Source organism: Methylobacterium pseudosasicola (assembly GCF_900114535.1).
Lineage (GTDB): Bacteria > Pseudomonadota > Alphaproteobacteria > Rhizobiales > Beijerinckiaceae > Methylobacterium > Methylobacterium pseudosasicola.
In genome coordinates this window covers 297,687-324,002 of sequence record NZ_FOTK01000002.1, presented here as the reverse complement: position 1 = coordinate 324,002, position 26,316 = coordinate 297,687, and the positions used below count along the sequence as shown (strand labels likewise).

Annotated in this window: 23 protein-coding genes; 21 read left to right on the top strand and 2 right to left on the bottom strand. The window is 70.4% G+C overall.

Annotation, left to right across the window (positions count from 1 at the left end; all coding sequences use genetic code 11):
* Nucleotides 1-80 precede the first annotated feature (80 nt).
* The 16 genes from bchF (at nucleotide 81) to BM228_RS03615 (ending at nucleotide 18,784) form a co-directional block, all read left to right on the top strand.
* Entirely contained in the window at nucleotides 81-587 is a 507-nt protein-coding gene (gene bchF, locus BM228_RS03690; protein WP_092037282.1) for a 2-vinyl bacteriochlorophyllide hydratase, read from the top strand.
* On the top strand, nucleotides 584-1,858 hold the full coding sequence (locus BM228_RS03685) for a ferredoxin:protochlorophyllide reductase (ATP-dependent) subunit N (RefSeq protein WP_092037280.1): 1,275 nt from the start codon (nucleotides 584-586) through the stop codon (nucleotides 1,856-1,858). The genes bchF and BM228_RS03685 overlap by 4 nt, the downstream gene beginning before the upstream one ends.
* Nucleotides 1,859-1,862: 4 nt before the next feature.
* Nucleotides 1,863-3,437 carry a ferredoxin:protochlorophyllide reductase (ATP-dependent) subunit B gene (gene bchB, locus BM228_RS03680; protein WP_092037278.1) on the top strand — a complete coding sequence of 525 codons (1,575 nt, stop codon included), beginning with the start codon at nucleotides 1,863-1,865 and terminating at the stop codon, nucleotides 3,435-3,437.
* Nucleotides 3,427-7,155, top strand: coding sequence for a magnesium chelatase subunit H (locus BM228_RS03675; RefSeq protein WP_092037276.1), 3,729 nt, complete (start codon nucleotides 3,427-3,429; stop codon nucleotides 7,153-7,155). Before bchB ends, BM228_RS03675 begins: the two co-directional genes overlap by 11 nt.
* On the top strand, nucleotides 7,152-8,045 hold the full coding sequence (bchL, locus tag BM228_RS03670) for a ferredoxin:protochlorophyllide reductase (ATP-dependent) iron-sulfur ATP-binding protein (protein WP_092037274.1): 894 nt from the start codon (nucleotides 7,152-7,154) through the stop codon (nucleotides 8,043-8,045). The genes BM228_RS03675 and bchL overlap by 4 nt, the downstream gene beginning before the upstream one ends.
* On the top strand, nucleotides 8,045-8,908 hold the full coding sequence (gene bchM, locus BM228_RS03665; protein ID WP_092037272.1) for a magnesium protoporphyrin IX methyltransferase: 864 nt from the start codon (nucleotides 8,045-8,047) through the stop codon (nucleotides 8,906-8,908). Before bchL ends, bchM begins: the two co-directional genes overlap by 1 nt.
* Complete coding sequence (locus BM228_RS03660) at nucleotides 8,905-10,332, top strand: BCD family MFS transporter (protein ID WP_092037270.1); 1,428 nt, start codon at nucleotides 8,905-8,907, stop codon at nucleotides 10,330-10,332. Before bchM ends, BM228_RS03660 begins: the two co-directional genes overlap by 4 nt.
* Before the next feature lie 18 nt (nucleotides 10,333-10,350).
* Nucleotides 10,351-11,130: a photosynthetic reaction center subunit H gene (puhA, locus tag BM228_RS03655; RefSeq protein WP_092037268.1), complete on the top strand. Its 780-nt coding sequence runs from the start codon at nucleotides 10,351-10,353 to the stop codon at nucleotides 11,128-11,130.
* On the top strand, nucleotides 11,127-11,783 hold the full coding sequence (gene puhB, locus BM228_RS03650; RefSeq protein ID WP_092037266.1) for a photosynthetic complex putative assembly protein PuhB: 657 nt from the start codon (nucleotides 11,127-11,129) through the stop codon (nucleotides 11,781-11,783). The genes puhA and puhB overlap by 4 nt, the downstream gene beginning before the upstream one ends.
* 11 nt (nucleotides 11,784-11,794) lie before the next feature.
* Nucleotides 11,795-12,271: a photosynthetic complex assembly protein PuhC gene (gene puhC / locus BM228_RS03645; RefSeq protein ID WP_092037264.1), complete on the top strand. Its 477-nt coding sequence runs from the start codon at nucleotides 11,795-11,797 to the stop codon at nucleotides 12,269-12,271.
* On the top strand, nucleotides 12,271-12,567 hold the full coding sequence (locus BM228_RS03640) for a hypothetical protein (RefSeq protein ID WP_092037262.1): 297 nt from the start codon (nucleotides 12,271-12,273) through the stop codon (nucleotides 12,565-12,567). Before puhC ends, BM228_RS03640 begins: the two co-directional genes overlap by 1 nt.
* Complete coding sequence (gene acsF / locus BM228_RS03635; protein ID WP_092037260.1) at nucleotides 12,564-13,652, top strand: magnesium-protoporphyrin IX monomethyl ester (oxidative) cyclase; 1,089 nt, start codon at nucleotides 12,564-12,566, stop codon at nucleotides 13,650-13,652. The genes BM228_RS03640 and acsF overlap by 4 nt, the downstream gene beginning before the upstream one ends.
* Before the next feature lies 1 nt (nucleotide 13,653).
* Nucleotides 13,654-14,448: a putative photosynthetic complex assembly protein PuhE gene (gene puhE, locus BM228_RS03630; RefSeq protein WP_092037258.1), complete on the top strand. Its 795-nt coding sequence runs from the start codon at nucleotides 13,654-13,656 to the stop codon at nucleotides 14,446-14,448.
* Between the two features lie 111 nt (nucleotides 14,449-14,559).
* The gene (hemA, locus tag BM228_RS03625) at nucleotides 14,560-15,777 is read left to right on the top strand and encodes a 5-aminolevulinate synthase (protein WP_092037256.1); all 1,218 of its coding nucleotides are present in this window, start codon (nucleotides 14,560-14,562) and stop codon (nucleotides 15,775-15,777) included.
* A 137-nt stretch (nucleotides 15,778-15,914) separates the two neighbouring features.
* Nucleotides 15,915-16,931, top strand: coding sequence for a magnesium chelatase ATPase subunit I (bchI, locus tag BM228_RS03620; protein WP_092037254.1), 1,017 nt, complete (start codon nucleotides 15,915-15,917; stop codon nucleotides 16,929-16,931).
* 140 nt (nucleotides 16,932-17,071) lie between these two features.
* Nucleotides 17,072-18,784 (top strand): magnesium chelatase subunit D, encoded by a 1,713-nt coding sequence (locus BM228_RS03615; protein ID WP_425284898.1) that lies wholly within the window; start codon nucleotides 17,072-17,074, stop codon nucleotides 18,782-18,784.
* Between the two features lie 34 nt (nucleotides 18,785-18,818).
* Here the strand turns inward: BM228_RS03615 and BM228_RS34470 are convergent, their stop codons facing one another.
* On the bottom strand, nucleotides 18,819-18,965 hold the full coding sequence (locus BM228_RS34470) for a hypothetical protein (protein ID WP_167367640.1): 147 nt from the start codon (nucleotides 18,963-18,965) through the stop codon (nucleotides 18,819-18,821).
* A gap of 207 nt (nucleotides 18,966-19,172) precedes the next feature.
* On the opposite strand from BM228_RS34470, the gene bchO reads away from it, so the two are divergent.
* The 5 genes from bchO (at nucleotide 19,173) to BM228_RS03590 (ending at nucleotide 24,722) form a co-directional block, all read left to right on the top strand.
* Nucleotides 19,173-20,078: an alpha/beta fold hydrolase BchO gene (bchO, locus tag BM228_RS03610; protein ID WP_092037252.1), complete on the top strand. Its 906-nt coding sequence runs from the start codon at nucleotides 19,173-19,175 to the stop codon at nucleotides 20,076-20,078.
* 103 nt (nucleotides 20,079-20,181) lie between these two features.
* Nucleotides 20,182-20,964 (top strand): gamma-glutamyl-gamma-aminobutyrate hydrolase family protein, encoded by a 783-nt coding sequence (locus tag BM228_RS03605; protein WP_092037251.1) that lies wholly within the window; start codon nucleotides 20,182-20,184, stop codon nucleotides 20,962-20,964.
* A 293-nt stretch (nucleotides 20,965-21,257) separates the two neighbouring features.
* Nucleotides 21,258-22,016 carry a guanitoxin biosynthesis heme-dependent pre-guanitoxin N-hydroxylase GntA gene (gntA, locus tag BM228_RS03600; RefSeq protein ID WP_092037249.1) on the top strand — a complete coding sequence of 253 codons (759 nt, stop codon included), beginning with the start codon at nucleotides 21,258-21,260 and terminating at the stop codon, nucleotides 22,014-22,016.
* A 66-nt stretch (nucleotides 22,017-22,082) separates the two neighbouring features.
* The gene (locus BM228_RS03595) at nucleotides 22,083-22,679 is read left to right on the top strand and encodes a DUF1989 domain-containing protein (RefSeq protein ID WP_092037247.1); all 597 of its coding nucleotides are present in this window, start codon (nucleotides 22,083-22,085) and stop codon (nucleotides 22,677-22,679) included.
* Between the two features lie 303 nt (nucleotides 22,680-22,982).
* Nucleotides 22,983-24,722: a methyl-accepting chemotaxis protein gene (locus BM228_RS03590; RefSeq protein ID WP_092037379.1), complete on the top strand. Its 1,740-nt coding sequence runs from the start codon at nucleotides 22,983-22,985 to the stop codon at nucleotides 24,720-24,722.
* 336 nt (nucleotides 24,723-25,058) lie between these two features.
* Here the strand turns inward: BM228_RS03590 and BM228_RS03580 are convergent, their stop codons facing one another.
* Entirely contained in the window at nucleotides 25,059-26,312 is a 1,254-nt protein-coding gene (locus BM228_RS03580) for a cytochrome P450 (protein ID WP_092037246.1), read from the bottom strand.
* Nucleotides 26,313-26,316 lie beyond the last annotated feature (4 nt).

Here is a 26,316-nt window from a genome sequence, read left to right as displayed (position 1 = left end):
GACACTTTTGGGGCCGCGGCCCTAGCCTCTGTCAACGGCGGCGCTCGACGGGCGCCGCCAAGCGACAGGGGAGCGGATGCATGGGTCCCGGGGACCGGCCATCACGACCGCTCTACACGCCCGCCGAACGGCAACGGCGTGACGCCTCGCCCTGGACCCTCGTGCAGGGGGTGCTCGCCCCGATCCAATTCCTGATCTTCCTAGTGAGCCTGATCCTGGTGCTGCGGGCGCTCGCCACAGGGCAGGGTCTGCTGGCCGCGCAAGCGTCGGTGGTGGCGAAGACCCTGGCGCTCTACGCGATCATGGTCACCGGCTCGATCTGGGAGAAGGCGGTGTTCGGCCGCTGGCTGTTCGCCCCGGCCTTCTTCTGGGAGGACGTGGTCAGCATGCTGGTGCTGGCGCTCCACACCGCCTATCTCGCCGCGCTGGTCACCGGCGCCCTGGGCGAGCAGGCCCTGCTGATCCTCGCGCTCGCCGCCTACGCGACCTACGTGGTCAATGCCGGGCAGTTCCTGCTCAAGCTCCGGGCGGCCCGCCTGGAAGGCGCCGGCCCGCGGCAGCCGCATTTCGCGGAGGCGCTGTCGTGAACGCGCCCGTTCCGCCCCCTGTCGCCTGCGGCGGCATCGACCTGCATCAGGAGCACGGCCAGAGGGCGGTGTTCTGCGGGCTCACCGGCATCGTCTGGCTGCACCGGAAGATCCAGGATGCGTTCTTCCTCGTGGTCGGGTCGCGCACCTGCGCTCACCTGATCCAGTCAGCCGCCGGAGTGATGATCTTCGCCGAGCCGCGCTTCGCCACGGCGATCATCGACGAGCGCGACCTGGCCGGGATCGCCGACGCCAACGAGGAGCTCGACCGGGTCGTCACCCGGCTGATCGAGCGCCGGCCGGACATCAAGCTGCTGTTCCTCGTCGGCTCCTGCCCGTCCGAGGTGATCAAGCTCGACCTCTCCCGGGCGGCCCAGCGCCTGTCGGGCCGCCTCGCGCCGGTGCGGGTGCTGAACTATTCGGGCTCCGGCATCGAGACGACCTTCACGCAGGGCGAGGATGCCTGCCTCGCCGCCCTGGTGCCGGAACTGCCACGCGCGCCGGCTGAGGCCGCACCGTCTCTCCTGATCGTCGGGGCGCTCGCCGACGTGGTCGAGGACCAGTTCCTTCGGATCTTCTCCGCGATGGGGATCGCCGACGTCCGGTTCCTCCCGGCCCGCCGCGCCGGCGCGATGCCGGCGGTCGGCCGCAATACCCGATACCTGCTGGCCCAGCCGTTCCTGGCCGATACCGCCCGGGCACTGCACGAGCGCGGCGCGCGCCGGCTCGCCGCGCCGTTTCCGCTCGGCACCGAAGGCACCACCGGCTGGCTGCGCGCGGCTGCCGAGGCCTTCGGGATCGATGACGTGACCTTCGCGGCGGCGACCGCGGCCGGGCGCGCCCGGTCCGAGACCGCGCTGGCGCCCCATCGCGAAAAGCTCGCCGGCAAGCGAGTGTTCTTCTTCCCCGATTCGCAGCTCGAAGTGCCGCTCGCCCGCTTCCTCGCCCGCGAACTCGGCGTGGACCTCGTCGAGGTCGGGACCCCGTACCTGCACCGGGCGCATCTGGCGGCCGAGATCGAGATGCTGCCGGCGGGCACCCGCGTCACCGAGGGCCAGAGCCTCGACGACCAGATGGATCGCTGCCGGGCGGCGCGGCCGGACCTGACGGTTTGCGGCCTCGGCCTCGCCAACCCGCTGGAGGCCGAGGGCCTCTCGACCAAGTGGTCGATCGAGCTGCTGTTCACGCCCGTGCAGGGCTACGAGCAGGCCGGCGATCTCGCCGAATTGTTCGCACGCCCGCTCCGGCGCCGCGCGCTGCTGGAGGTGTAGGGCGATGCAGCTCACCCTCTGGACCTACGAAGGCCCCCCGCATATCGGCGCAATGCGCGTCGCCACCGCGATGACCGGGCTGCACTACGTGCTGCACGCGCCGCAGGGCGACACCTACGCCGACCTGCTGTTCACGATGATCGAGCGGCGGGACGCGCGCCCGCCCGTCACCTACACGACCTTCCGGGCGCAGGATCTCGGCCGCGACACCGCCGAGCTGTTCAAGACCTCGGTGGCGGCCGCCTACGCGCGCTTCCAGCCGCAGGCGATGATCGTCGGCGCCTCCTGCACCGCCGAGCTGATCCAGGACGATCCGGGCGGGCTCGCCAAGGCCCTCGACCTGCCGATTCCGGTAATTCCGCTGGAGTTGCCGGCTTACCAGAAGAAAGAGAACTGGGGCGCCTCCGAGACCTTCTATCGGCTGGTCCGGGCGCTGGCCGGAGCCCCCACCCCGCGCCCCGCGCGGGAGCCGAATCGTCGCCCGCTCTGCAACATCCTCGGCCCGACGGCGCTCGGCTTCCGCCACCGGGACGACCTGATCGAGATCCGCCGGCTGCTCGACAGAATCGGGATCGACGTGAACGTCGTCGCGCCACTCGGCGCCAGCCCGGCCGATCTCGGCCGGCTCAAGGATGCCGATTTCAACGTCGTGCTCTACCCGGAAACCGCCCGCAGCGCCGCCGAGTATCTCAAGAAGAGTTTCGGGCAGCCGTTCACCAAGGAGGTGCCCCTCGGCGTCGGCGCCACGAACCGCTTCGTCGCGGAGGTCGCGGCTCTCGCCGGTGTCGATCCGGCACCGATCCTCGACGGCCCCGGCTCGCGGTTGCCTTGGTACTCGCGCTCGGTCGATTCGACCTACCTGACGGCCAAGCGCGTCTTCGTGTTCGGGGATGCGACCCACGCCATCGGCATCGCTCGGATGGCCGCCCGCGAACTCGGCTTCACGGTGGTCGGCCTCGGGACCTACAGCCGCGAATTCGCCCGCGAGGTCCGGGCCGAGGCGGCCGAGCACGGCATCGAGGCGTTGATCACCGACGACTATCTCGATGTGGAGTCGGCGATCCGCGCCGCCGCGCCGGAACTGGTCCTCGGCACCCAGATGGAGCGCCACGTCGCCAAGCGGCTCGGCATCCCCTGTGCGGTGATCTCCGCCCCGGTCCATGTCCAGGATTTTCCGGCCCGCTACGCCCCGCAGATGGGTTTCGAGGGCGCCAACGTCCTGTTCGACACCCTGGTCCACCCGCTGATGATGGGCCTCGAAGAGCACCTGCTCGGCATGTTCCGGGAGGATCCCGAATTCCACGACGGCGTCGGGCCGTCGCATCTCGGCGGCACCGCGCGCGCGGTCGCGGCGACCGTAGCCCCCGCGGTCACGGAAGCGGCCCCGATCCTCCTGGACGAGCCCGTCACGATCACGACGGCCCCCTGGGCGCCCGAGGCCGAGAAAGAGCTGAAAAAGATCCCGTTCTTCGTGCGCGGCAAGGCGCGCAGCAACACGGAGAAATTCGCCCGCGAGCGGCGGCTGCCGCTCATCACCCTCGAAACCCTCTACGACGCCAAGGCGCATTATGGCCGCTAGAGCGCTCTCCCCCGGATGCGAGGCCGGCGCGACGCGACGGCCGCCGATCCGCGTCGTCATCGTCACCCTCGACAATCACCTGGCGAGCGCGGTGGAGCGGGCGCGCCTGCGCCTCCGGTCCGAGATGCCGGGGCTGGTGCTGGATTTTCACGCCGCGGCCGAGTGGGACACCGACCCCGCCTCCCTCGACGCCTGCCGCAGCGACATCGCCCAGGCCGACATCGTCCTCTCGGCCATGCTGTTCATGGACGAGCATGTCCGGGCGATCCTGCCGGCGCTCGCGGCCCGGCGTGACGCCTGCGACGCGATGGTCGGCTGCCTCTCGGCGGGCGAGGTGGTGAAGACGACCAAGCTCGGCCGCTTCGACATGAGCGGCACCAAGCGCAGCGCCCTCGACTTCCTGAAGAAGCTGCGCGGCAAGCCCGGCCAGCAGGGCAATGCCGGCCGGCAGATGGCGCTGGTGCGCAAGCTGCCGAAGATCCTGCGCTTCATCCCGGGCTCGGCGCAGGACGTGCGCGCCTATTTTCTGACGCTGCAATACTGGCTGGCCGGCTCGGACGAGAACGTCGCCGCCCTGGTCCGCTTCCTGGTGCACCGCTACGCCGCCGGCGCGCGTGCAGCCTGGCGCGAGGGGCCAGCCGCGCCGGCCCCGCTCGATTACCCCGAGACCGGCCTCTACCACCCGCGCCTGGCCGGCCGGATCGGCCAGGACCCGTCCCGGCTGCCGCGCGCGGCAGGCGCGCGAGGCCGGGTCGGGCTGCTGCTGATGCGCAGCTACGTGCTTGCCGGCAACACCGCCCATTACGACGGGGTGATCGCCGCCCTCGAGGCCAAGGGCCTCGACGTGGTGCCGGCCTTCGCCAGCGGCCTCGACAACCGCCCGGCCGTGGACGCCTTCTTCATGCAGGACGGGCGCGCCCGGATCGACGCCCTGGTGTCGCTCACCGGCTTCTCGCTGGTCGGCGGCCCGGCCTACAACGACGCTGCGGCGGCCGAGGCGATGCTCGCCCGGCTCGACGTGCCCTATCTCGCCGCCCAGGCGCTGGAATTCCAGACGATCGAGCAATGGGAAGCGGGCGAGCGCGGCCTATCGCCGGTCGAGGCGACCATGATGGTCGCGATCCCCGAACTCGACGGCGCCACCGCTCCGATGGTGTTCGGCGGCCGCTCCTCCGCGTCCGGCAGCGACAACGCCCGGGACATGCGCGCCCATCCCGAGCGGGTCGCGCGGCTGGCCGAGCGGGTCGAGCGCCTCGTCTCCCTGCGCCGGACGCCGAAGGCCGCGCGCAAGCTCGCCGTGGTGCTGTTCAACTTTCCGCCCAATGCCGGGGCCACCGGCACCGCCGCGTTCCTGTCGGTCTACGCCTCGCTGCTCAACACGTTGAAGGGATTGGCGGCGGATGGCTACGCCGTGGAGATCCCGGAGAGCGTCGACGCCCTGCGCGAGAAAATCCTGGACGGCAACGCCAAGCGCTACGGGACGCAGGCCAACGTCCATGCCCGCATCCCGGCCGAGAACCACCTGCGCCGGGAGACCTACCTCGCCGAGATCGAGGCCCAGTGGGGCCCGGCCCCCGGCCGCCACCAGACCAACGGCGCCGACCTGTTCGTGCTCGGCGCGCAATTCGGCAATGTCTTCGTCGGGGTGCAGCCAGCATTCGGCTACGAGGGCGACCCGATGCGGCTGCTGTTCGAGCGCGGCTTCGCGCCGACCCACGCCTTCTCGGCCTTCTACCGCTACCTGCGCGAGGATTTCGCCGCCGACGCCGTGCTGCATTTCGGCACCCACGGGGCGCTCGAATTCATGCCCGGCAAGCAGACCGGCCTGTCCGAGGCCTGCTGGCCGGAGCGGATGATCGGGGCGCTGCCGAACATCTATCTCTACGCCGCCAACAACCCGTCCGAGGGGACGCTGGCCAAACGCCGCTCCGCCGCGACGCTGGTCAGCTACCTGACCCCGAGTCTCGCCACCGCCGGGCTCTATCGCGGGCTGCTCGACCTGAAGAGCTCGATGGAGCGCTGGCGCGGGCTCGATCTCGAAGCCGCCGCCGAGCGCGAGACCCTGGCCCGGCTGATCCAGGAGCAGGGCGCCGCCGTCGATCTCGTTCCCGCCGAGCCAGCCTGGACCGGCGATCTCGGCGCCCGGGTCGCGGATCTCTGGTCCGCCGTGCAGGAATTGGAGCAGACCCTGATCCCGCACGGGCTGCACGTGGTCGGCGAAGGCGTGCCGGAGGAGGAGCGGGTCGATCTGCTGCTCGCCCTCGCCGAGGCCTCGCATGGGTTGAAGCCGGACCGCGCCGGCATCGCCGCCCTCGTTGCGGGGCAGGGCGCCGAGGCGGCGCTGTCGGCCTCCGGGCTGCCCGCGGACGCAGAGACGCGCGCCGCCTTCGCGGCGCTCGCCGAAACCGACGCCCTGCTGGCCCAGGATCACGAGTTGCCTGCGCTGCTGCGGGCGCTCGACGGAAGGTTCGTGCCGCCGGTGGCCGGCGGTGACCTGCTGCGCAACCCGGCGATCCTGCCGACCGGGCGCAACCTGCACGGCTTCGATCCTTACCGCCTGCCCTCCGCCTTCGCGGTGGCCGACGGCGCCCGGCAGGTGGCCCGCATCCTCGAACGCTTCGCCGCGGACGGGAAACCCTGCCCGGAGAGCGTCGCCCTGGTCCTGTGGGGCACCGACAACCTCAAGAGCGAGGGTGGCCCGATCGCCCAGGCGCTCGCGCTGATCGGCGCCGCCCCGCGCTTCGACGGCTACGGCCGGCTGAGCGGCGCCGAGTTGATCCCGCTCGAAACCCTGGGCCGCCCGCGGATCGACGCGGTCGTCACCCTGTCGGGCATCTTTCGGGATCTGCTGCCCCTCCAGACCAAGCTGCTGGCGGAAGCATCCTTCCTCGCCGCCACCGCCGACGAGCCCCTCGAACAGAACTTCGTCCGGAAGCACGCCCTGGCGATCCAGGCCGAGCAGGGCTGTGACCTCGAAACCGCGGCCCTGCGGGTCTTCTCCAACGCCGAGGGCGCTTACGGGGCCAACGTCAACCACTTGGTCGATTCGGGCAGCTGGGACGACGATGCCGAGCTGTGCGAGACCTTCTCGCGCCGCAAGAGTTTTGCCTATGGCCGCTCGGGCAAGCCGGCGCCGCAGCGGGCGCTGATGCAGGCGGTGCTGGCCTCCGTCGACATGGCCTACCAGAACCTCGACTCGGTCGAGGTCGGCGTCACCTCGGTGGACCATTACTTCGACGGGCTCGGCGGCATGGGCCGGGCGGTGGCGAAGGCCCGCGGCGCGGCGGTGCCGATCTACATCAGCGACCAGACCCGCGGGGAGGGGCGCGTGCGCTCCCTGGAGGAGCAGGTGGCGCTGGAGACGCGCACCCGCATGCTCAACCCGAAATGGTACGAGGGCCTGCTCGGCCACGGCTACGAGGGCGTGCGGCAGATCGAATCCCACCTGACCAACACGGTCGGCTGGTCGGCCACCGCCAACGCGGTCCAGCCCTGGATCTACGAGCGGATCACCGAGACCTACGTGCTCGACCCCGCCATGCGCGAACGCATGGCCGCCCTCAACCCCACCGCCTCCGCCAAGGTCGCTCAACGGCTGATCGAGGCCCACAAGCGCGGCTTCTGGACCCCCGACGCAGCGATGCGGGACGCCCTCGACCGGGCCGAGGAGGAACTGGAAGACCGTCTGGAAGGCGTCACCGCAGGAGTCGCCGCATGAACATCGCCATTCGCAATCCGGTCGTTGCCCGGAAGGAAGAAGGCAGCGTGCAGGTCGATCTGGACCCGGACCTGAAGATCGAGACCGCGAAGGTTTTTGCCGTTTATGGCAAGGGCGGTATCGGCAAGTCCACCACCTCGTCGAACCTGTCGGTGGCGTTCTCGAAGCTCGGCAAGCGGGTGCTGCAGATCGGCTGCGACCCGAAGCACGACTCGACCTTCACGCTGACCAAGCGCCTCGCCCCGACGGTCATCGACGCGCTTGAGGCGGTGAACTTCCATTCGGAAGAGCTGCGCGTCGAGGACTTCGTGGTCGAGGGCTACAACGGCGTGATGTGCGTCGAGGCCGGCGGCCCCCCGGCCGGCACCGGCTGCGGCGGCTACGTGGTCGGCCAGACGGTGAAGCTCCTCAAGGAGCACCACCTGCTGGAGGATACCGACGTCGTCGTGTTCGACGTGCTGGGCGACGTGGTCTGCGGCGGCTTCGCCTCGCCGCTCCAGCATGCCGACCGGGCGCTGATCGTCACCGCCAACGACTTCGATTCGATCTTCGCGATGAACCGGATCGTGGCGGCGATCCACGCCAAGGCCAAGAACTACCCGGTGCGGCTCGGCGGCGTCATCGCCAACCGCTCGGCCAAGACCGACGAGATCGACCGGTTCAACGACGCCGTCGGCCTGAAGCGGCTCGCCCACTTTCCCGACCTCGACGTGGTCCGCCGCTCGCGGCTCAAGAAGTCGACCCTGTTCGAGATGGATTCGTCCCCGGAACTCGACGCGGTGACGGCCGAGTACATGCGGCTCGCCGAGACGCTCTGGGCCGGCGAGGAGCCCTGCGAGGCCGTGCCGATGAAGGACCGCGACCTATTCGAATTTCTGGGATTCGATTGATGGCGGGCGCGAGCTACGACACCCGCAGGGGTGAACTGACCACCTATTTCGACCGCACGGCAGTCGAGGCCTGGTCGCGCCTCACCTCCGACGCGCCGGTGAGCCGGATCCGCGCCACCGTGCGGGCCGGCCGGGACGCGATGCGCGGGACGCTGCTCGCGTGGCTGCCCGCCGACATGACCGGCCTGCGCTTGCTCGATGCCGGTTGCGGCACCGGGGCGCTCAGCGTCGAGGCCGCGCGGCGCGGCGCCGAGGTAGTCGCCATCGACGTCTCACCGACGCTGGTCGGCCTCGCCCGGGAGCGGCTGCCGGCGATCCCGGGCGCTGGCCGCATTGAGTTTCGCGTCGGCGACATGCTCGATCCGAGCCTGGGCCGGTTCGACCACGTGGTCGCGATGGATTCGCTGATCCACTATCGCGCCGCCGACATCGTCCGGGCCCTCGCGGTCCTGGGCACCCGCACCGAAGGCTCGGTGCTGTTCACCGTGGCACCGCGCACGGCCCTGCTCACCGTGATGCATGCCGCCGGAAAGTTTTTCCCCCGCGGCGACCGCTCCCCGGCCATCGTGCCGGTGACCGAGGGGGGCCTCCGGCGCCGGATCTCCGCCGAGCCGGCGCTCAACGGATTCACCTGGGCGCAGAGCCATCGGGTCAACAGCGGCTTCTACCTGTCGAACGCGATCGCGCTGACGCGCGCCGCCCGCGCCTCCCACCCACGCCCTGATCCTGAGGTGCCGGAGCGTAACGGAGGCCTCGAAGGAGCCCTCCAGCCGGCCGCGCGATCCTTAGAGCCCTCCTTCGAGGCTGCTGCGCAGCACCTCAGGATGAGGGGGATGGATGGGACGGGGGGGACCGCCGCATGAGATCCGGCCGCGCCCTGACCAAAGCCCTCATGCGCCTCGGCCCGGCGATCCTGCCCTTCGCGGATGCCGCGACCGTCGAGCTGCCGCTCGGCCGGCTGCTGCGGCTCGCCCTGTTCCAGGTCACGGTCGGCATGGCGGCGGTGCTGCTGATCGGGACGCTCAATCGCGTGATGATCGTCGAGCTCGGCGTCCCGGCCTGGATCGTCGCCGTGATGCTGGCCCTGCCGCTGATCTTCGCGCCCTTGCGGGCCCTGGTCGGGTTCCGGTCGGACACGCACCGCTCGGTGCTGGGCTGGCGGCGGGTGCCGTATATCTGGTTCGGCACGCTGCTCCAGTTCGGCGGCCTGGCGATCATGCCGTTCGCTTTGCTCATCCTGTCGGGCGACACCACCGGCCCGCTCTGGGTCGGGGACGTGGCGGCGGCGCTGGCGTTCCTGCTGGTCGGCGCCGGGCTGCACACAACCCAGACCGTCGGCCTCGCGCTGGCCACCGACCTCGCTCCCGCGCATGCCCGGCCGAAGGTGGTCGCCCTGCTCTGCGTCGCCCTGCTGTTCGGCATGATGGCGAGCGCACTGCTGTTCGGCCTGTTCCTGGCGCGGTTCTCCCCCGTGCGGCTGATCCAGGTGATCCAGGGCGCGGCGCTCGTCACCATCGTGCTCAACGGGATCGCCCTGTGGAAGCAGGAGCCCCGCGACCCGAGCCGGACGCAGGCCGCGCCGACGCGGGACTTCCGCTCGTCCTGGCGCGACTATGCCGGGCAGGGCGCCGCGCGGCGCCGCCTCGTGGCGATCGGCCTCGGCACCGCGGGGTTCTCGATGCAGGACATCCTGCTGGAGCCCTATGGCGGCCAGATCCTGCACCTCTCGGTCGGGGCGACCACGGCGCTGACGGCGCTGCTCGCCGCCGGCGGCGGGCTCGGCCTGCTGATCGCCGCCCGCTGGCTCGGGCGCGGCGGCGACCCGTTCCGGGTCTCGGCCGTCGGCGTCGGCATCGGCATCCTGGCCTTCTCGGCGGTGGTCTTCGCCGCCCCGCTCGCCTCCGCCGACCTGTTCGCGGCGGGCGTCAGCCTGATCGGCCTCGGCGGCGGCCTGTTCGCCCACGGCACGCTCACCGCCTCGATGAACCGGGCCGGGCCCGAGGATACCGGGCTGGCGCTCGGCGCCTGGGGAGCCGTCCAGGCCAGCGCCGCGGGTCTCTCCATCGCCGCCAGCGGCCTCGTGCGCGACATTGGCGGCGCCATCGCCCAGTCGGGCGTGCTCGGCGAGGGCATGAACGAGCCCGCGATCGGCTACCTGATCGTCTACCACATCGAGATCGCCCTCCTGTTCGCGGCCCTGATCGCCCTGGGTCCGCTGGTGCGGGAGGACGCGCGTGCAGCTTCGCGGGATCGGCTCGGCGGCAGCCTCGCCGAACGGGCGGCCTGAGACTCGGGGAGGACAGCCATGCCAACCGGCGCCATTACGGGTTACGTCGACGTCGCCCAGGTCGTGCTCTACGCCTTCTTCATCTTCTTCTTCGGGCTTGTGTTCTGGCTGCGCCGGGAGGACCGGCGCGAGGGCTACCCGCTGGAGAACGAGATCGTCGGCCGCCGCAAGGCGCCGGACCCGGTCCTGATCCCCCGGTCCAAGGCGTTCCACCTGCCGGGCGGCGAGACCACCTACGCGCCTCAGGCGGTGCAGGGCCGCGACGACATCGAGACCGGGATCCCGGCCCGCAAGGTCGAGCCCTGGCCCGGCGCGCCCTACGAGCGGACCGAGACATCGCTCCAGGCCGGCGTCGGCCCCGGCTCCTGGGTGGTCCGGCACGACGTGCACGACAAGACCTGGGACGACGAGTACCGGATCGTGCCCCTGCGGGTGGCCAAGGCCTTCGTCATCCACGAGGACGGCCCGAACCCGATCGGCATGACCGTGTTCGGCACCGACAACGCGGTGGCTGGCGTCGTCAGCGATGTCTGGATCGACCGCGGCGAGTCGCTGATCCGCTACTACGAGGTCGAATTGCCTACGGGCGGCCGCCGGCTGATGCCGTCCACCTTCTGCCGGGCCGGCGGCTTCACCAAGACGGTGAAGTCCGAGGCCCTGCTCGCCGCCCAGTTCGCCGATATCCCGTCGACCCGGGATCCCGACAGCGTCACCTTCCTCGAAGAGGAGCGGATCATGGCCTATTTCGGCGCCGGCACCCTCTACGCCACGTCGGCCCGGGCGGAGCCCCTGCTATGAGCGGCGACTTCCTCCCCGAGGGCACCCCGCGCGGGCTGCCCGGCCCGCTGCCGGCGGGCGAGCGCATCCTCTGGCAGGGCGCACCGAGCACCGGGGGCCTCTGGGTCCGCGCGTATCATGCCCGCCTGGTCGCCGCCTGGTTCGCCGCCTGCGCCCTGGCCCTCGGCCTCAGCGCCGGCTCGCCCGTCGCGGCGCTCGCGACCGTGGGGCCGACGCTGCTGGTCGGCGCCGTCGGCCTCGCCCTGCTGTGGCTGTTCGCGTGGCTCACCCACCGCACCACGGTCTACACGATCACCAACCGCCGGATCGTGCTGCATGCCGGCATCGCCCTGCCGGTGACCCACAACGTGCCCTTCGCGCAGGTCGAGGGTGCGGCGTTGCGTGCCTTCACGGATGGGAGCGGAGACTTGCCGCTCCGGTTGCGGCCGGGCCTGCGCATCGCCTACCTTCAGCTGTGGCCGCATGCCCGGCCCTGGCGTCTCGCCCGGACCGAGCCCATGCTGCGTTCCGTGCCGGATGCGGACGCGGTGGCGGCGCTGCTGGCGCGGGCGGTCGAGGCCCATGCCGAGGCGTCGCAGACGGCGCGGCCCATGATCGTCCCGCGTCCGCGGGCGGTCCAAGAAAACCCCGGCCGCCTCGTCGCGGCCGAGTAGGGAGAGGCGCGATGGGCGAGCGGGCGGAGAGCGTCGGCCGATCCGCAGGACCGGCACCGGCCCTGCTGATGATCGGCGCCGGCGCGCTGATGGGCTTCACCATGCTGGCCGTCCTGATCGGACGCAGCGAGGGCATCGGCATGATCGCCCTGCCGCCGGCCAAGCCGGTCACGCGGCTCGACTTCCGCGCCGAGGATCAGGTCGACGGCTCCATCGCCCTGCGCAACGCCGCCGACCGGCAGATCGTCGCCTGGATCCGCCCCGGCGAGGACGGTTTTCTGCGCGGGACGTTGCGCGGTCTGGCCCAGGCCCGCCAGCGCGACGGCCTCGGCCCGGAGCAGCCGTTCAGCCTGACCCGCTACGATGACGGCCGCCTCTCGCTCGCCGACGACGCCACCGGCCGCCGGGTGCCCCTCGAAGCGTTCGGACCGACCAATGCCGGGGCCTTCGCCCGGCTGCTCGGCGCCCCCGCCACGGAGACGCGCTGATGGGCCTGTTCGGGAGCCGCACCGTCACCGTGCCCTGCACGATCGAGATCGAGCAGACGCCCGAGAGCCTGCACGCGCACGTCACCCTGGATTCCGGCTTCGAGATCGAGCCCGGCGACGAGGTCCAGGTCCACGACGCGCCGACCTCCGTGCCCTACGGCGAGCGCCTCCTCGTGCGCCGCACCGCCACCGTCACCCGGGCCGGCCCGCTGGAGCGGGCCTGGACCAAGCTCGTCGCCCATCTCGAACTGACAGAGCTCTACGAAGTCAGTTTTTCCGAGAGGAGGAAGCTGTGAACGCTCCCGTCCCGCCGCTCTCCGGCCAGCCGGTCCCGAAAACGCTGGTCAACGAATCGACCAAGGCCGCCCAGGAGACGACCTTCCTGTCGCCCCGCTTCTACACCACCGATTTCGACGAGCTCGACCGCACAAACGTCGAGCCGGTGCGCCGGGACTGGGACCTGCTCATTGCCGAGCTGCGGGCCGACCCGAACAAGCGCCACTTCACCCGCAACGCCGATTTCGACTGCGACCTGTCGCAGATGGAGCCCGAGCTGCGGAAGGAGTTTTTGGATTTTCTGGTCTCGTCGATCACCGCCGAATTTTCCGGCTGCGTGCTCTACGCCGAGATGAGAAAACGCGCCAAGAATAAAGACATCAAAGAATTGTTCGGCTTCATGAGCCGGGACGAGGCGCGCCACGCCGGCTTCATCAACGACACGCTCAAGGATTTCGGGATCGGCGTGGATCTGGGCTTCCTGACCAAATCCAAGAAATACACGTTCTTCCGACCGAAATTCATCTTCTACGCGACGTACCTGTCCGAAAAAATCGGCTACGCCCGCTACATCACCATCTTCCGTGAGCTGGAGAAGCACCCGGAGCGGCGCATCCACCCGATCTTCAAGTGGTTCGAACTGTGGTGCAACGACGAGTTCCGCCACGGCGAGGCCTTCGCGCTGCTGATGCGCGCCAACCCGAAGCTGACCAGCGGCGTCAACCGCTACTGGATCCGGTTCTTCCTGCTGGCGGTGTTCGCCACGATGTATGTGCGCGACCATCACCGCCCGGCCTTCCACGCCGCCCTCGGGGTCGACCCCACCGACTACGATTACAAGGTGTTCCGGATCACCTCCGAAATCTCGCGGCAGACCTTCCCGCTGGAGCTCGATCTCGACAATCCGAAGTTCCAGGCCGGGCTGGAGACGCTGCTCGCCTGCTCCCGGGCGATCGCCGAGGCTCGGGCCCAGGGCGGCGTCCTAGGCAAGATCAAACACGGCATCCAAGTGCTGCGCGCAGCCGCCACCTTCGTCCGGCTCTACCTGCTGCCGGTGAAGGCGAATGCCCTGCCGGCCGACATTCGCCTCCAGCCGGTCTGGTAGGATGGCGACGTACGCCGCCCCGGTCGTCTACGCGCTGGTGCTCTGGTGGTTCTCCACCGGGCTGATCCTGCTGCTCGACCACGCCCCGCGGCGCACCCATCCGTGGAGCATGGCCGGCGCGACCCTGCTGCTCGCCGGCGCCCTGGTGGCGATCCGCACCAGCGCCCAGGATACCAGCGCGGCGGGGGCCTACACGGCGTTCACGGCGGCCCTGGTGGTCTGGGGCTGGCAGGAGATGAGCTACTATATGGGCTTCCTCTCGGGCCCGAAGCCGGCGGCCTGCGCGCCGGGCCTGCGCGGGCTCGACCGGTTCTTCGCGGCGCTCGCCACCAGCCTGTGGCACGAATTCGCCATCGTGATCGGCGGCCTGGCGATCCTGGCCCTGGTCTGGGGCGGGGCCAACACCATCGCCCTCTGGACCTACGGCGCGCTGGTGGTGATGAACCTGTCGGCCCGGCTCAACCTGTTCCTCGGGGTGCGCAACCTGCACGCCGAATTCCTGCCCGACCATCTCGGCTACCTGGCCTGCTACCTCTCGCGAAAGCCGATGAACCTGCTGTTCCCGGTCTCGGTCAGCCTCGGCACCCTCGCGGCGGCGCTCCTCGGGCGGGCGGCGCTGGGCCCGGACCTGCTGGCCCACGAGCTGATCGGCTTCACGGTGCTGGCGACCCTGATGGCTCTGGCGACGCTGGAACACTGGTTCCTGATGCTGCCGCTGCCCTCGGCCGAGCTGTGGCGGTGGAGCCTGCCGGCGCGCAATCCGGACGGCGCGGCGCGGCCGGGGGATAACGGGTAGACCCGGCCATCACAGCAGGCGTTTGCACGCGCACCAATTTGGAACTGGTCTCGTGCGAAGGACGAATCTCACAGGCGGGGGCAACCCGCGAACCAATCGGGGAGAGGCGACATGGACTACGAGACCTTCTTCGGAGCCGAGATCGCCGGTCTCCACCGTGAGGGACGCTACCGGGTCTTCACCGACCTCGAGCGCCACGCCGGCAACTTCCCGCACGCCACGCATCACCACCCGTCGGGCACGCGGCCGGTCACGGTCTGGTGCTCCAACGATTATCTCGGCATGGGCCAGCACCCTGCGGTGACGGGCGCGATGCACGAGGCGATCGACCGCTGCGGCGCCGGGGCCGGGGGCACCCGCAACATTTCCGGCACCAATCACTATCACGTGCTGCTGGAGCAGGAGCTCGCCGACCTCCACGGCAAGGAGGCGGCCCTGCTCTTCACCTCCGGCTACGTCTCGAACTGGGCAGCGCTCGGGACCCTGGCCTCGCGCTTGCCAAACTGCGCGGTCTTCTCCGATTCCGAGAACCACGCCTCGATGATCGAGGGCATTCGGTTCTCCCGGGCCGAGCGCCACATTTTTCGCCATAACGACCCGGAGGACCTGAACCGGAAGCTCGCTTTGGTCGATCCGGCCCGGCCGAAGCTCGTCGCGTTCGAATCCGTGTACTCGATGGACGGCGACATCGCCCCCATCGAAGAAATCTGCGACGTGGCCGAGGCCCACGGGGCGCTCACCTATCTCGACGAGGTCCACGCGGTCGGCCTCTACGGCGCCCGCGGCGGCGGCATCTCGGAGCGCGACGGGGTCGCCCACCGGCTCGACGTGATCGAGGGTACCCTCGGCAAGGCCTTCGCGGTCCATGGCGGCTACATCACGGCCTCGGAGAAGCTCTGCGACTTCGTGCGCAGCTTCGCCTCGGGCTTCATCTTCACCACCTCGCTGCCCCCCGCGGTGGCGGCGGGCGCGGCGGCCTCGATCCGCCACCTGAAGGCCAGCGGCACCGAGCGGACCCGCCACCAGGAGCGCGTCGCCAAGGTCCGCCAGGCCCTGGAGGCCGCCGACATCCCGGTGATGCCCAACGACAGCCACATCGTGCCGGTGATGGTCTGCGACCCGGTCCTGTGCAAGGCGATCTCCGACACCCTGCTCGACGAGTTCGGCATCTACGTGCAGCCGATCAACTACCCCACGGTCGCCCGCGGCACCGAGCGCCTGCGGATCACCCCCTCGCCGCTGCACACGGATGCCGACATCGCCCATCTGGTCGGGGCGCTCTCCACGATCTGGGCGCGGATCGGGCTCCGGCAGAAGGCGGCGGAGTAAAGCACTCTTCCCTCCCCCTTGCGGGGAGGGGTAGGGGTGGGGGTGGTGCAAACGGCACCGCTCTGATCCATCCTGCACGACCCCCACCTCCGGCTCCTCCCCACAAGGGGGAGGAGAGGTGCGAGAGCCAGAGCCGCGTGCCAACCTTCCCCTTCTCGGCCATCGTCGCGCAGGACGAGATGCGCCAGGCGCTGCTGATCGCCGCGGTGGATCCGTCCATCGGCGGCGTGCTGGTGTTCGGTGACCGTGGCACGGGGAAATCCACGGCGATCCGGGCGCTGGCCGCCCTGCTGCCGCCGATGCGGGCTGTGGTCGGCTGCCCGTACAATTGCGACCCCGACAGCCCGGCGGAAAGCTGCCCGCACTGCGCGAGCCTGCCGGGCGCACGGAGAAAGTCCGAAAAGAAGCCGGTGCCGGTGGTGGATCTGCCGCTCGGGGCCACCGAGGACCGGGTGGTCGGCACCCTCGACTTGGAGCGGGCGCTCGGCGCCGGCGTGAAGGCGTTCGAGCCGGGGCTGCTCGCCCGGGCCAATCGCGGCTTTCTGTACATCGACGAGGTGAACCTGCTGGAGGACCACCTGGTCGATCTCCTGCTCGATGTCGCCGCCTCCGGGGTCAACACCGTCGAGCGTGAGGGGCTGTCCCTGCGCCACCCCGCCAAATTCGTCCTGGTCGGCTCCGGCAACCCGGAGGAGGGGGAGTTGCGCCCGCAGCTGCTGGACCGGTTCGGGCTGGCCTGCGAGGTCGCGACCCCGCAGGACATCGCCACCCGGATCGCGGTGGTGCGCGCCCGCGATGCCTACGAGCGCGACCCCGAAGGATTCTGCGCCGCCCGGGCGGGCGACGAGACGGCAATCCGCAAAAAGATCCTGCTGGCCCGGGAGCGGCTGCCGCATCTGGCGGTGCCGGATTCGGCCCTGGAGCGCGCGGCGCAACTCTGCCTGACGCTCGGCACCGACGGCCTGCGCGGCGAGCTGACCCTGATGCGCACCGCCCGGGCGCTGGCAGCCCTCGACGGCGCCGAGTCGGTCACCGACGACCACATCCGCCGGGTCGCCCCGGCCGCCCTACGCCACCGCCTGCGCCGCAACCCGCTCGACGAATCCGGCTCGACCGCCCGGGTCGAGCGGGCGTTGGCGGAGGTGTTTTCGTGACGGGGCCGGGGCCTCTCCCTCCCCCCTCTGCGGGGGAGGGTACCCTGCGGAGCAGGGGGGGAGAGGGGCAGCGCGACGGTTCTGGATATGCCGCCCGTCGGGACCTCTCCGGAAGCGTGGCTCCCCTCTCCCGACCCTCGCTGACGCGAGAGCCACCCTCCCCCGCAGAGGGGGGAGGGAAGGCGGAAGCGCCGCAAAACATCTGGCCCGACGCCCTGCGCGCCGCCCGCCTCCTCGCCGCGGATCCGCATGGCTTCGGCGGCGCGGTTGTGCGGGCCGGGCGGGGGCCGGTGCGGGAGCGCTGGCTCGATGACCTGCGGGCGATGCTTCCCCCGGGGACGCCCTGGCGGCGGCTGCCGCCGGGGATCGGCGACGACAGCCTGCTCGGTGGCCTCGACCTCGCCGCGACCCTGGCGGCGGGCCGGCCGGTGGCGCGGGCGGGATTGCTCGCCGAGGCGGATGGCGGGCTGATCGTCGTGCCCATGGCCGAGCGGCTACCTCCCGGCATCGCGGCCCGCCTGTCCGCCGCCCTCGACACCGGCACCGCCGCAGAGCATCCGGCGCGCTTCGGTCTGGTCTTGCTCGACGAAGGCGAGGGCGACGAGATTGTGGCCGACGCCCTGGCCGACCGCCTCGCCTTCCGGCTCGACATGAGCGGCGTCGGGATTGCGGATTGTGAGGCGCCTGCCGTCGCCGCGGACACCAATCCCGGGCCCCCGGAAACCGACCCGCTCGGCAGCCTGTGCCGTCTGGCGGATGCCCTCGGCGTCGCGTCCTTGCGCGGGCCGATCCTGGCGGCTCGGGTGGCGCGGGCGCTGGCGGCGGAGGGGCCGATCGGTACGGACGCGATCACGGCGGCCGCCCGCCTGGTCCTGGCCCCACGCGCCACGCGCCTGCCGACACCGGAGGAGGTGACCTCGGAAGAAACCGAGGCGCCGCCCCCGCCGCCCGCCGAGGATGGTCCCACGGAGGATGCGACGGATCCGGCACCGGCCGATGCGGCCGAGGATCGTGTGCTGGAGGCGGTGCGGGCAGCGATCCCGGCCAATCTTCTCGATCAGCTTCTCGCCGGAGGCGTGCGCCTCTCGGCCGCCAAGGCCGGGCGGGTCGGCCAGCCGGCCGCGGCGCGTACCGGGCGGCCGATCGGCAGCCGGCGGGGCGATCCGCGGCGGGGGCGCCTCGACTTGCTGGCGACCCTGCGGGCGGCGGCGCCGTGGCAGCCCCTGCGGCGTGTGGCGGGCGAGACCCGCCCGATCGTGGTCCGGCGGGACGATCTGCGGATCCGGGTCCTGCGGCAGCGGACCGAGACCACGACGGTGTTCTGCGTCGATGCCTCGGGCTCGGCCGCCTTGGAGCGGCTGGCCGAGGCCAAGGGCGCTGTCGAGCTGCTGCTGGCGGAGGCCTATGTCCGGCGCGACCGGGTGGCCTTGGTGGCGTTCCGCGGTGCCGGTGCGGAGCTGATCCTGCCGCCGACCCGCTCGCTCACCCGGGCGAAGCGCGGCCTCTCGGGCTTGCCGGGCGGGGGCGGGACGCCGCTGGCCGCGGGCATCGATGCGGCGCTGAAGGTCGCCCTCGGCGTGCGCCGGAGCGGCAGCCGGCCGGTGATCGTGCTGCTGACCGATGGACGCGCCAACGTCGCGCGTTCGGGGGAGGGCAGCCGGGCCCGGGCGGGGGCGGAAGCCCTGCAAGCGGCGCGTGCGCTCCGCGCGGCCGGATTGCCGGCCCTGGTGATCGATACCGGCGCCCGCGGCGAAGGCGCACGCGCGGTCGCAGACGCGATGGCCGCCCGCTACCTGATGCTGCCGCGCGCCGATGCCGGACTGCTCAGCGCGGCGGTGCGGGCCGCGCTCTAAGCCGGGTTACGGGCCGATCGAACCGGGACGAAGATTAGAGGGGATGACCGGCGCCGAGATCGGCGACGCGCTGGTTGTGGGACATCCAGGCGTTCAGCATCTCGCGGAACAGGCCGCGGAAGCTCCAGCGGCCGGCGTTCGAGGCGGCGAAATGGTGGGTCGAGGAGGTGAAGACGATCATGGCCGGTTCCGTCGGTGGGAAAAGCGCGGTGCCTGGGAGCGCCCTTGTGATGCCGGCTTTGCTGCGTCGCAGCAATCCGGTCTGCGTCAGCGGTGGCATGCGGTTTTCGCATGCTTTTCCAATATCTTACGAAATACTTCCACGGTGGTACGATAGCGCATACGCCCCACCCTCGACCGACGTTGGTGCACCGCGGGATACAAGCCGGTGCTGAGCTTGACCGAGACGGACCGGCCCGACTGGGCGGTGGAGGGCCGGGACTGGCCGCACCGGGAGGCGAGCCGCTTCGTCGAGGCGGCGGGCCTGCACTGGCATGTCCAGGAATTCGGCCGTCCCGAGGCGCCGGTGCTGCTGCTCCTGCACGGGACCGGGGCCGCCACCCATTCCTGGCGCGGGCTGGCCCCACTTCTGGCTCAAAGCTTCTTCGTCGTGGCGCCGGATCTGCCGGGCCATGGCTTCACCGATCCCCTACCGGATGCCGACCTGTCGCTGCCCGGCATGGCCCAGGCCGTGGCGGGGCTCGTTGCGGCGCTCGGACGCCCTCCCGTCGTGGCCGCCGGTCACTCGGCCGGGGCGGCGGTGCTGGCGCGGATGTGTCTGGACGGTTCAATCGCCCCGCGGCTCTTGGCGGCCTTCAACGGCGCCCTGGCGCCGCTGCCGGGGGCGGCGAGCCTGCTGTTCCCCGGCATGGCCCGGCTGCTGTTCCTCAACCCGTTCACCCCAAAGATCTTCGCCTGGACGGCGGACCGGTCGGCGGCCAAGCGGCTGATCGAGGGGACCGGCTCCCGCCTCGATCCGCAGGGCGTCGATCTCTACCGGCGCCTCTTCGCCCGGGCCGGCCATGTCCGCGGGGCGCTCGGCATGATGGCGAACTGGGACCTCGCTGGGCTGCACCGGGCGCTGCCGGAGCTGACGACCCGCACCCTGCTGATCGTCGGTGGCGACGACCGGGCGATCCTGCCGGACACCGCCTTCACCGTTCGCGACCGCCTGCCCGACGCCCGGGTCGCCCTGATCCGGGGGCTCGGCCATCTCGCTCACGAAGAAGCGCCCGAGCGCGTCGCCGAGGTGCTATTCGAGGAGGCGCGGACTCTCGGCATTCTGGGTGCCTGAAGCGGCCGGCCCCGCAGGGCTGGCGTCGGCTTTGCCTGGGTCGTAGAGCCAAGAGCAGGCTGTCCGATCTGCAGCAAAGCCGGAACAAGGAGTGGTCGGGACGATGGCGAGACCCGTAATCGGCGTCATCGGAAACGCGCGCCTGCTCGACAACCGGTTCACGGCCCAGATCGTCGGCGAGAACAATTTTCGCGCGTTGGCCGAGGTGGCCGGCGCCCTGCCGCTGATGTTCGCCGGCTGCCCGGCGGTGACCGATCTCGGCGACCTGCTCGATACCGTGGACGGCGTGTTGCTCACGGGTGGGCGGGCCAACGTCCACCCGACCTATTTCAAGACCGAGCCGCACCCGGCGCACGAACCCTACGACGAGGCCCGCGACGCGGTGGCGCTGCCGCTGATCGAGGCCTGCGTGGCGCGCGGCGTGCCGCTGTTCGGCATATGCCGCGGCTTCCAGGAGATGAACGTCTCCTTCGGCGGCAGCCTGCACCCGGAGATCCGCGATCTGCCCGGGCGCCTCAACCACCGGATGCCGCGGCTCGAGAACGGCGAGATCCATCCGGACCTGGAGGTGGTCTTCGCCGACCGCCACGATGTCCGCCTGACGCCGGGGGGCGCCTTCGCGCGGCTGCTCGGGCGCGAGACGATCCGGGTGAACTCCCTGCACGGCCAGGGCATCCTGGAACCGGGCGCCCGCATCGTCATCGAGGGCATCGCCGAGGACGACACGATCGAGGCGATCCGCATTGCCGATGCGCCGGGTTTTGCCCTGGGCGTGCAGTGGCACCCGGAGCACGACGCCACGACGAACCCGATCAACCGGGCCTTGTTCGAGGCGTTCGGGGCTGCGGCGGAGCGACAGCGGGCCGAATCTCACAGAAGCCAGTGAGCAGGCTCGCATCGGCGAATGGTCCACCGAAGTCACAACGTCGATATGGCAGGCTTCATGGACGCGCAGGCCGAGTCTTCCCGACCTTAACCTATGTTTGTCTGCCTGCCGAACATTGGATCAAACCTTTTACGGCGCCCCCAGATTCTTCCGGAACCGGCAAAAGATTCATCTTCTCCCCGGACGACCTGTCGCAGGCGGGAACGGCATCCTCGGAAGAGGGTTGCCGGAGTCCCGAACAGCGGGTGCCTTCCCTCAAGGCATGCCTGCGCAGATCTTGAGCAATAGACCGCATGCAGTTTCCCCGTGACGATGAAGAGCATCCCCGCGCCCAGGCCTTTCGCGACTTCATCCGGAATCCCCCGTTCCCCTGCGTCGGCGCCAAGTCGGCCCTGTCGCGCGGGCGCATGAAGATCGTCGTGGCCCGGGACATCACCTCGGGCTGGGACGACATGCGCATCTACCCGGCCCTGCTCGCCTTCGTGGCGCGCTACCGGGAGACCCCCGACCTGTTCCAGAGCTTCGCCGTCGTGTTCGAGGGACCCGGCGACCTCTCGGAGGAGGCGTTCGAGCACAACCTTTGGGCGCGGGCGCAATCGCTGACCGACAAGGATGCCTGGCTCGGCCAGCCCCACGATTCCCGCGTGGCGGACGATCCCGACAACCCGCATTTCTCCCTGAGCTTCGGCGGCGAGGCGTTCTTCGTGGTCGGGCTGCACCCGAACGCGAGCCGGCCGGCCCGGCAATTCTCCTCGCCGGTGCTGGTGTTCAATCTGCACGCCCAGTTCGAGCGCCTGCGCGCCGAGGGCCGCTACGAGAAATTGCGCGCTTCCATCCTGGAGCGCGACGAGGCCCTGGCCGGCAGCCTCAACCCGATGCTGGCGCGCCACGGCGAGACCTCCGAGGCCCGCCAATACAGCGGCCGGGTGGTGGGCGAGGAGTGGCGTTGCCCGATGCAGAGCCGGCCTGCGGCCCCCGCCGCACCGGCTTCCGACGACTGGCATCCGCTGGCCTCGCCGCTCGATCCCATCTTCCCGACGAACGGCGCCTGAAGTGCCGCTGGATCGCGGCAGCCCCTGCCGCGTTTCCGGCCGGACCGAAGTGGAGGCGGAGACATCATGGACCGGGCGGACGTGCAGCAGATCGAGCCGCGCTCAGGCGTCGCCTTCACCCTTGATCGGGGGCAGCGCCTGACGGTGATCGATCCGCGCGGCGAGCAGGTGGCCGATCTCGTGGCCTATAACCGCCATGACACGGGCGAGGTGATCTCGTCCGGACGGACGCTCGATTATGCCAGCCGGATCTACCTGACCACCGGCGATCCGCTCTACTCCAACCGCTCGAACGTGCTGCTGCGCATCGTCGAGGACACGGTCGGGCGCCACGACTTCCTGCTGACCCCATGCTCGGCCGACACGTTCCGGATCATCTACGGCGACACAGATCCGCATCGCGGCTGCTTCGGCAACCTCGCCGCCGCACTCGCCCCCTACGGCATCGCGCCGGACGCGATCCCGGTGGCGTTCAATTGCTTCATGAACGTGCCGATCGACGGCACCACCGGGGCGCTAACGGTCGAGCCGCCCCTGAGCCGGGCCGGCGACCGAATCGTGTTCACCGCCGAGACCGATCTGATCATCGGGCTGACCGCCTGCTCGGCCCTGCAATCGAATAATGGCAGCTTCAAGCCGATTCACTATCGGATCGAAGCTTAGCGCATGAATCAGAGTCGGCCCAGCAGGTAAGATTGCGCTGAATTATGTATTTTTTGCTTGAACGCATTCGGAAACAACCAAATTTTCGCGAAGGATGACTTTCGAATACGAACCCCGAGATGCGCGTAGGCCGAACCATGCCGAAAATCTGTTGCTAACGATCGGCGTGTAGTTTGCGTTTACCAATCTTGTGTCTAACCTTCGCCGTGGAACAGCGCCGGGGCGTATGAGTCGCCGCGTGTGGCCGCAGGCCCGACGCTGAAAGCTCCCGACGGCCTGCGCCGTCTCCTTCCCGGTGCCCCGATGATACGCTCGCAGACCGACCGCTCGCCCGGAGGCCATTTCGCGCCCTGGCGCAGCCTCTCGAACGTCAGGCTGCGCCACAAGCTGGCGGCGGTGATGGCCCTGGTTCTGCTGGCGGTCGGCGCCCTGAGCGGCCTCAACTACGTCGACACAAGGTCCTCGGCGCTCGAAGACCGCGCGCTCATGACCAGGAATATCGCCGACGTCGCGCAGAGCCTGCTGGCCCATTACGCGGCGCTGGCCTCCTCGGGCCGGATGCCGGCCGATGAGGCCCAGAAGGCCGCCCTCGAAGCAGTCAGCGCGCTGCGCTTCGGCAACGCCGACTATTTCTTCGTCCTCGACATGGACGGCCGGCTGATCGCCAACGCGTTCAACGCGAAGAATGTCGGCAAGGTGGTTCTGGACCAGACCGACGTGCCGGGCGGGAAGCGCTATTTCGCCGAGATCGTCGAGGTCGCCAAGCGCGACGGCTCCGGCTTTGTCGACTACATGAAGCCGCGCGCCGGCGGGACCGAGCCGGTCGAGAAGGTCGTGAGCGTGCAGCTATTCAAGCCGTGGGGCTGGATCCTCGCCGCCGGCCTCTACCGGGACGACGTCCACGCGGCCGTGCGTAGCCGGACCCTCACCAATGCGCTCTGGTCCGCGGGCCTCGTGATCCCGGTGCTCGGCCTGCTCCTGCTCATCGGCAACGGCCTGTCGCGGCCGATCGGCCGCCTGACCGAGGCGATGCGAGCGCTGGCCGGCGGCAACCTCACGGTCCCGGTGGCGGATCAGGCGCGCGGCGACGAGGTCGGCGCGATGGCGCGGGCGGTGCAGGTGTTCAAAGACGCGCTCATCGCCAAGCAGGAGGCCGAAGCGGCCATTGCCGCCGACAACGCCGCCAAGATGCGCCGGGCCCAGGCGCTGGACGAACTGACCAATCGGTTCGACGCGCATGTCGGCGCGCTGACGCAGAGCCTGTCCTCGGCCGCCGTGGAGATGGAAGCCACCGCCCGGGAGATGACGCGGACCGCCGCGCGCACCACCGACCAGTCCGGGCGGGTCGCCGCGACCTCCGAGCAGACCTCCGCCAACGTCCAGACCGTGGCCGCCGCGAGCGAAGAGATGTCCGCCTCGATCCAGGAGATCGCATCCCGGGTCGCCCAATCCTCCAGTATGGCCGATCAGGCCAGCGTCGACGCGACCCGCACCAACACGCTGATGCAGGTCCTGTCCCGGGGCACGGACAAGATCAGCGAGGTGATGAACCTGATCGCCGGCATCGCCGGGCAGACCAACCTTCTGGCCCTCAACGCCACCATCGAGGCCGCCCGGGCCGGCGAGGCGGGCCGGGGCTTCGCCGTGGTCGCCGGCGAGGTGAAGGCCCTGGCGGCCCAGACCGCCAAGGCCACCGACACGATCGCCGGCCAGATCGCCGCCATCCAGAGCGAGACCCGGAACGCCGTCGAGTCGATCCAGACGATCGGCAGCACGATCGACGCGATGCGCACGGTCGCCTTGAGTGTCGCCGCGGCCATGGAGGAGCAAGACGCGGCCACGAGCGAGATCGTCCGGAACGTCACCCAAGCGGCGCAGGGCACGCAAGCCGTCAGCGCCGACATCGCCGAAGTGCGCCAGGCCGCCGGCGAGACCGGCTCGGCCGCAGGCCAAGTGCTGAGCGCCGCGCAGGACCTGGCGCGCTACGCCGCGGGGCTCGGCCAGGAGGTGACTACGTTCCTCGCGGCGGTGAAGGCCGCCTGAGAGGGCGGCGATGCAAGCATTAGCTTCGGCGTGTAGGCAGAAATCCCCTCGCCCCGCTTGCGGGGAGAGGGCTCCGGCGACCTCGTCGTCGCCGGAGCGAGGCGGCAGCCGAGGGTGAGGGGGCGGCTCCGAATGAGCCTTATCCGTTCACGCCCCCTCACCGCCGCTACGGCTTCGCCTGCGCTTCCCGCACGGACGACGAGGTCCTTGCGGGCCTCTCCCCGCAAGCGGGGCGAGGGGAACCAGCGCCTCGTCCCAAGATGCGTGAAAACCGTTGGCGTACCGGCAAAGGAGCGCGCACGAAGTCCAGCTTCGATCGCCCCCTCCCAAAAGAATTCAAACAATCCCGTCGATGGCCACCCGCAGGTGTTCCGGTCCGCGCAGGGCGGCGCCGGACCGGTAGGGCGGCGGGTCTTCGATCAACCGGGGGGCCTTGAGCCGCTTGGCCAGGGCCGTGAGCGCCGCCTCGGCCTCGAAGCGGGCGAGCGGGGCGCCGACGCAGTAGTGCAGGCTGCCGCCGAAGCCGAGATGGCGCGTGCCGGTGCGGTCCGGGTCGAACCGGTCGGGATCCGGGAACACCGCGGCATCGCGGTTGCCGGAGGCGAGCAGCAGGACGAGATCGGCACTCTCGGGGATCGTGACGCCGGCGATGTCGATGGCGGAGAGCGTCTTGCGGGTCCGGAACTGCACCGGCGGCTCGTAGCGCAGGAGTTCCTCGATCAGCCGGGGCGCGCGGCCTGGGTCCTGGCGCAGGCGCTCCAACTCGTCGGGGTGGCGCAGCAGCGTCAGCAGTCCGTTGGTGATCAGGTTCACGGTGGTCTCGTGGCCGGCCACCAGCATCAGGATCGACGTGGCGATCAGGTCGTAATCGCCCATCTTCGCGCCCTCCGGCGTCGCCTCGTTGGCGAGGCCCGAGAGCATGTCGTCCTGCGGGTGCTTGCGCTTCTCCTTGATCAGGTCGGCCATGTAGCCGCCGATCGCGTCGAAGGTCCGGCTGTTCGCGTCGCGGATCTCGCGATCGGACAGGCTGTCGGGCTCGAGCGCGGTGGCGAGCTGCGTCGCCCAGCCGTGGAATTTCGGCTCGTCCTCCCGGGGCACGCCGAACAGTTCGCAGATCACCGTCACGGGGAGCGGATAGGCGAGGTCGTCGACCGCGTCGATCTCCCGGGCGTCGCGCTTCTCGTCGAGCAGGTCGGCCACCAGCCGCTCGGAGCGCACCCGCATCGCTTGGATCCGCTCGCGGGAGAACTGGTGCATCACCGAGGCGCGCAAGACGTCGTGGTCCGGCGGATCCCGGAAGATGAAGACCCGATGCCGGTCCATCATCCAGTCTTTGAGCGGTTTGACGATCAGGTCGGTGAGGGGATTGCCGGTGCGGGGGCGATCGGCCGGGGGCAGGGTGTTGGAGCTGACCCGCGGATCCTGTAGCAGGCTCGCGATGGTGCCGTGCGTCGCGGCGACCCAGGTGCCGGATTCGGTCCCGTCCTCCTGGCGCGAGACCGGATCCACGCGCAGCTTGGCGTAGACGGGATAGGGGTTCGCCCGGTTGGCGAAATCCTTGACTTGGTCGAGGAGGGTGGCGTCGGGCATGCGG

Coding starts and splice junctions, on each gene's coding strand:
- bchF (WP_092037282.1), top strand. CDS start 81: ATGGGTCCCGGGGACCGGCCATCACGACCGCTCTACACGCCCGCCGAA.
- bchB (WP_092037278.1), top strand. CDS start 1,863: ATGCAGCTCACCCTCTGGACCTACGAAGGCCCCCCGCATATCGGCGCA.
- BM228_RS03675 (WP_092037276.1), top strand. CDS start 3,427: ATGGCCGCTAGAGCGCTCTCCCCCGGATGCGAGGCCGGCGCGACGCGA.
- bchL (WP_092037274.1), top strand. CDS start 7,152: ATGAACATCGCCATTCGCAATCCGGTCGTTGCCCGGAAGGAAGAAGGC.
- bchM (WP_092037272.1), top strand. CDS start 8,045: ATGGCGGGCGCGAGCTACGACACCCGCAGGGGTGAACTGACCACCTAT.
- BM228_RS03660 (WP_092037270.1), top strand. CDS start 8,905: ATGAGATCCGGCCGCGCCCTGACCAAAGCCCTCATGCGCCTCGGCCCG.
- puhA (WP_092037268.1), top strand. CDS start 10,351: ATGCCAACCGGCGCCATTACGGGTTACGTCGACGTCGCCCAGGTCGTG.
- puhB (WP_092037266.1), top strand. CDS start 11,127: ATGAGCGGCGACTTCCTCCCCGAGGGCACCCCGCGCGGGCTGCCCGGC.
- puhC (WP_092037264.1), top strand. CDS start 11,795: ATGGGCGAGCGGGCGGAGAGCGTCGGCCGATCCGCAGGACCGGCACCG.
- BM228_RS03640 (WP_092037262.1), top strand. CDS start 12,271: ATGGGCCTGTTCGGGAGCCGCACCGTCACCGTGCCCTGCACGATCGAG.
- puhE (WP_092037258.1), top strand. CDS start 13,654: ATGGCGACGTACGCCGCCCCGGTCGTCTACGCGCTGGTGCTCTGGTGG.
- hemA (WP_092037256.1), top strand. CDS start 14,560: ATGGACTACGAGACCTTCTTCGGAGCCGAGATCGCCGGTCTCCACCGT.
- BM228_RS34470 (WP_167367640.1), bottom strand. CDS start 18,965: ATGATCGTCTTCACCTCCTCGACCCACCATTTCGCCGCCTCGAACGCC.
- BM228_RS03605 (WP_092037251.1), top strand. CDS start 20,182: ATGGCGAGACCCGTAATCGGCGTCATCGGAAACGCGCGCCTGCTCGAC.
- gntA (WP_092037249.1), top strand. CDS start 21,258: ATGCAGTTTCCCCGTGACGATGAAGAGCATCCCCGCGCCCAGGCCTTT.
- BM228_RS03595 (WP_092037247.1), top strand. CDS start 22,083: ATGGACCGGGCGGACGTGCAGCAGATCGAGCCGCGCTCAGGCGTCGCC.
- BM228_RS03590 (WP_092037379.1), top strand. CDS start 22,983: ATGATACGCTCGCAGACCGACCGCTCGCCCGGAGGCCATTTCGCGCCC.
- BM228_RS03580 (WP_092037246.1), bottom strand. CDS start 26,312: ATGCCCGACGCCACCCTCCTCGACCAAGTCAAGGATTTCGCCAACCGG.